Genomic DNA, 4,824 nt, shown 5'->3' on the forward strand with positions numbered 1-4,824 from the left:
TAAGAGTGTTGTGCTTTTTACTTGCTTTTGATACCAATCATCTACCACTACAAATATTGTTGTAATTAGGGTTCCAAAGTCTATGCTAGTCATGGGGGAAGTCTGAGTTGAAAAGCTGGTAACTTTCATCTTCTTACTTCTCCCGCCTTTTTTCCTAATTCACATTAGGCGTGAAGTCAGAACAAGAAAGTGGGGGATTAGAACCCACCACTAATTGTTTTGCACCAAATCTATGATTTAGTCGGGGTCTTAAACCTATTCATTCGCTGGGTGCACAGAATTCGATTCTGAATTCTGGCGACTGACGCCTTTATTCTGTTTTGATAAGGGAGTACTCTACAATAATTTGCACGGGGAAATCTCACTGTTCCACTGTTTCAAGGTGTCCCTTACCTTCTAAAGTTGCTAGTTCAATATCTGCAATACATCGAACTTTCACGTAATTCAGTGTCAGATTGCCAACTAGATGAACCCTCCCTGTTTGATGCTCAAAATCAGCTGACTGGAAATTAGACGCTTCTGGGTCGAGTCTGACACCTAAATCAGTACCTCCATTAGTATTTGTAAATTTGATGTGAACATAACCTCGGTCAATACTTTCTTTGAGTGCTGTAGCTGTTTTTTCAGGTCGTAAGCTTGCTTCAACAGAATGTTCCCCGGATGATAAACGTTGCACTAACTCATTCATACAGATGTCTTCTCCTTAATAATCACTTTTGTTTTGATTTGTTGATGCTTGTACTTTTACTGGTTCGTATACTGGAATCTCAAATACCAGCGTCTTGTGGCAAAACTCTTTCCATTCGGGAGTTACATTGTCAAAAATGATATTCTCATCCTTGAAAATGCCATCCGTGACTACGTAGTTTTCTTGCAGGTAAAGAAAGTCATCATCAGTTAGCTCCCGATTAATTTCGACTGACTTACCCTCAACTGACTTGTTTTCTTTCCTTGTATTTTCAGCATACTCTATCCATTGACTGAACTCACGTAATTTTTTCAAAGAGTAAGCTTTGCAATATTTTCCCATTGTTGCCATAGTAATACCTCTGTTCAGATTCTTTTTAGCAGCGATGCTATGACGCTATGTTTTAATATTTCAACAAAATTGGCAGAATTGGTCGTGCATCGAGATGTTTTTCTCTAATACCCTCATCAAAGGTTAACTCTAGCAGCGGAGATCCCCCTTGTTCAATAGCGACAGCACTATGTGTACAAAGCACAGACATAGCATCAGTCAAATTTTTGTCACTATTAATTATGATTTTTACGCTCGTTAGCTTTCTGATACCCAAGGGATGAGAGATTAACCGTTGATGCGCTGTTAATGAGCGATCAAGCCAAGTTGTCAGAGCAATACAATCAGGAATCACAAAGCAAAAAGGCTCTTCCTGATTTGCCAGATTTTCTGCTGCAAAACTAATATACATCTGTCCTCGCATCCACTCAACCCAGTCTGAAGTTGAATGGGACATCAACTTGCTCTCATCAGACTTCCTACGTAGACCGATACCAAAGGGTGATGCTTCTGTGTGTTGCTCACGAACACGCATTAGCGTATGAACGTCTATTAGCTCAGATTGCTGTTCCACTAAATGTTTATCTTCTATCCAAATTAACTCAAGAAAAGTATTCTCAAAAAAAATTATCTTTGAGGCTGTTCCTTGTTTAACATGCTGCACTAGTTGATTAGAGCAGTAAAGACCAAGTTCTTCAAGAACTGAGACACTTTCAGCGCCTTTTGTCGTGCAGACAAAAATGTGATCTACCTCTAGAAAAAAATCATCCCCACTTATTTGGGGTGACGTTGTTTGCATCGCAACCAATTCTCAGCTTTAGTTTTTCTTGCTAAACTCTAGACTCTAACCAAAGAGATTTGGCTTACTCAGTAACCCATGTGTGGAAAGTTAAGCCGTAGTCTTGGTTGAGCTTCTATTTACCCGCACTCAAATGAGTGTAGTTTTCATCCAAAGGTTAATGGGGAGATCTAAGAAATAAAATGCCCCGCTGTATCAAGGGTATTGTGGCTAGACGACTATATCTTTGGCGCTTTCGCCCCGGGGACGAAAGCGACGGCGGGGCATTTTATTATCGGTAAGTGCCATGTATGACTGATCCCACAGGTGTTGTCCTATCAATTAGAAATATTACTCAATTGCGTATACCCTATTTTGATATTAAAAGCCAGCTTTTTTCTTTTTTCATCGTTAATCAACGAAATTACTTAATTATAAAGATTATCATTAAGCTTAAAGAATATCAAGCTACTTACCCAATAACTTCTCTATAGCTGAAATCTTTTTCAGCAATGATGTTACTGGATGCTATGCAGATCAACATATAATTACTATGGTAAGTTTCGTGTAGAAGGTAGTCTAGACAAATTGTGAGCAAGTTAAAAAAACAGAGTCAACTAGTCACTGGCTTCAACTATGAAATTTTGGATTCTGAACAACGTATTGTTATTCAACAGCGAACTGGAGAAATTAAGGAGCGCTTACGACGTTCAGCACAAGATATTTGGGAAATTGGTCAGAAGCTGGCTGACGTGCGTTCTCGGCTCAAGCATGGAGAGTTTGAGACTTGGCTGAAAGCTGAGTTTGATTGGAGCCGACGCACTGCTTACAATTTTATTAATGTTTATGAAGCATTTACTGAACGTGCAAACCTTGCACAAATAAATATTGCCACATCTGCGCTCTACCTTTTAGCAGCACCATCAACTCCAGAAAACGTCCGTGAAGAAATTCTGCAACGTGTTAATGAAGGTGAAACCTTAACTCATAAGAGTATTCGTCAAGTAATTGAGGAAGAGAAATCACAGTCTATCTCTGTTGCTACTTCGCCTGAGCCACCACAGCCACTTACTTCTAATAAGCCAGAGATTGTGGCTATAATTCCGAAGGAAGCGGTTAAAGTTGAAACGCCAGTTTTAGAGATTTCTGTAGCAAAAACATCCTCAGTCTCAACAATAGGTGAGACTCCTAATAAAATCCAGTCAAGTTGGTTTTTACTGGAAAAGCAACATTTTGTATTTTGTGGTGATACAGCTTCACCACAATTCATCGAACGCATACCTTTTGCTGCACTTGCCATTGCCATTACCTCCGATGACTGGGATCACGATTGGTTAGTTGAGCGGGCGAAGACTGTGATTATCTCTCCCGAATCAGATTTAAAGGAGCAGCTGATTAAACAGCTAATCAAGATGTTTTCGGCATCTGGGGACATAGTGATTTTTCCCTGGCTACCAAGTAGGGATATGATCGGAATCGCTCATCAGCTAAATCGGCGAGTGTTTTCGGGAGATCCCAGCATTGAGCGTTGTTGTCAGGCGATCGCACACTCCCAATTAACAACTGAGCCATTAGACTATCCTTAGACAACGGAATTTCATCTTCAGCTAAAATCAGGTCGTTGAAAGCCGCAAACTGTTTCCAGCCGTTGACATCTATCAAAGGTCATAGAATATTTTAGTAATAGTCTAAAATGACACATATTTCAAATATTGATAATTATTAGCTATTAATTACAGGATTGCCAAATGCCACAATCCCTAGTAATGTAAGAAAGTCTAAATGAAAATAACTAGCAATATCAAAGCTTGCATCGGTGACTTACTAATTTCGCCCTGTCTTCCCTAGAGCAATTGAGGTCTGTTCTTTGAGTTTTCTCAATTGAATTAAAGAATTCTGTAAAAACACCACCTTGAGCAAGAAAGAGGTATGTCTGTTTAAGGTTTGCTGTATTTAAGTGGATTTTTAAACTAAGATACCCACAACAACTGATTCAAACCCTTGTTCAGCCAGGAGTGAGAGTGAAATTAATTTTGCCACTACTGTTTGTCTGCATCTGATTAGCTGAGGCATAGTAATGACTCAAATTATCAATAAATTTCCAGAAATTCCCTCTCAATGTGCGACAATCGTTGATATTCTGCGCGATCGCAGTTTTAAGATGCCGCACACACAAGCCTTTACTTTCCTTGAAGATGGAGAGACTCAGGAATTAACGCTGACTTACCATGAATTGGATCGGCGCAGTCGGGCTGTAGCAGCTCAACTCCAAGCTCTTGGTTTGAGTGGGGAACGTGCCATATTGCTCTATCCTCCTGGACTGGATTACTTAAGCGCATTTTTCGGTTGTCTATATGCTGGGGTAGTGGCGATTCCAGCTTATCCGCCTTCCAATCAACGTAAAATGCCCAGAATACAAGCTATTAGCATAGATGCACAGGCAAGTATTGCTCTCACCACAACAGCAATGCTCCCCACATTACAATCAATACTCACACTCCTAACAAAACAGGGAAATTTTCGCTGGCTGACAACTGACAACATAGCACACGATCTAAACGAAGATTCTTGGCAGCAACCTGCAATTAATGGAGATACCCTAGCCTTTCTACAATACACTTCGGGTTCTACAGGCACACCAAAGGGAGTCATGCTCAGTCATGGCAATCTGCTGCACAACGCCGCCGTAACTTACCAACTTATGGAACATTCAATCAGCAGCAGGTTTGTCTCTTGGCTGCCTGTTTACCATGACATGGGGTTGATTGGCGGCATTTTGCAACCTTTGTATGGTGCTTTTCCTTGCGTCTTAATGTCGCCAGCATCTTTTCTACAACGACCTTACCGCTGGTTGCAAGCAATTTCCCGCTACAAAGGCACAACCAGTGGTGGCCCCAACTTTGCTTATGAACAATGTGTTCAAAGGATTACTCAAGAACAAAAAGAAACTCTCGACTTAAGTAGTTGGAGTGTTGCGTTTAATGGTGCTGAACCAGTGCGGCAAGATACTCTTGAACTATTTGCAACC

General features: G+C 40.6%; 5 protein-coding genes. 2 read left to right on the plus strand and 3 right to left on the minus strand.

Features of this window, described 5'->3' with window-relative positions; all coding sequences use genetic code 11:
• Positions 1-361 precede the first annotated feature (361 nt).
• The 3 genes from LC574_RS26820 to LC574_RS26830 are packed head-to-tail and all read right to left on the minus strand — an operon-like array spanning position 362 to position 1,817.
• Positions 362-688: an MbtH domain protein gene (locus LC574_RS26820; protein WP_229456683.1), complete on the minus strand. Its 327-nt coding sequence runs from the start codon at positions 686-688 to the stop codon at positions 362-364.
• A 15-nt stretch (positions 689-703) separates the two neighbouring features.
• Positions 704-1,039: a hypothetical protein gene (locus LC574_RS26825; RefSeq protein WP_229456685.1), complete on the minus strand. Its 336-nt coding sequence runs from the start codon at positions 1,037-1,039 to the stop codon at positions 704-706.
• A 52-nt stretch (positions 1,040-1,091) separates the two neighbouring features.
• Entirely contained in the window at positions 1,092-1,817 is a 726-nt protein-coding gene (locus LC574_RS26830) for a VOC family protein (protein ID WP_229456687.1), read from the minus strand.
• A gap of 569 nt (positions 1,818-2,386) precedes the next feature.
• Between LC574_RS26830 and LC574_RS26835 the strand changes: the two genes are divergently transcribed.
• Positions 2,387-3,382 (plus strand): DUF3102 domain-containing protein, encoded by a 996-nt coding sequence (locus tag LC574_RS26835; protein ID WP_229456689.1) that lies wholly within the window; start codon positions 2,387-2,389, stop codon positions 3,380-3,382.
• A 491-nt stretch (positions 3,383-3,873) separates the two neighbouring features.
• Positions 3,874-4,824: AMP-binding protein (locus LC574_RS26840; RefSeq protein ID WP_229456691.1), on the plus strand; the 951-nt coding region annotated here is incomplete at its 3' end.

This window comes from Nostoc sp. CHAB 5715, from assembly GCF_020829685.1.
Taxonomy (GTDB): domain Bacteria; phylum Cyanobacteriota; class Cyanobacteriia; order Cyanobacteriales; family Nostocaceae; genus Nostoc.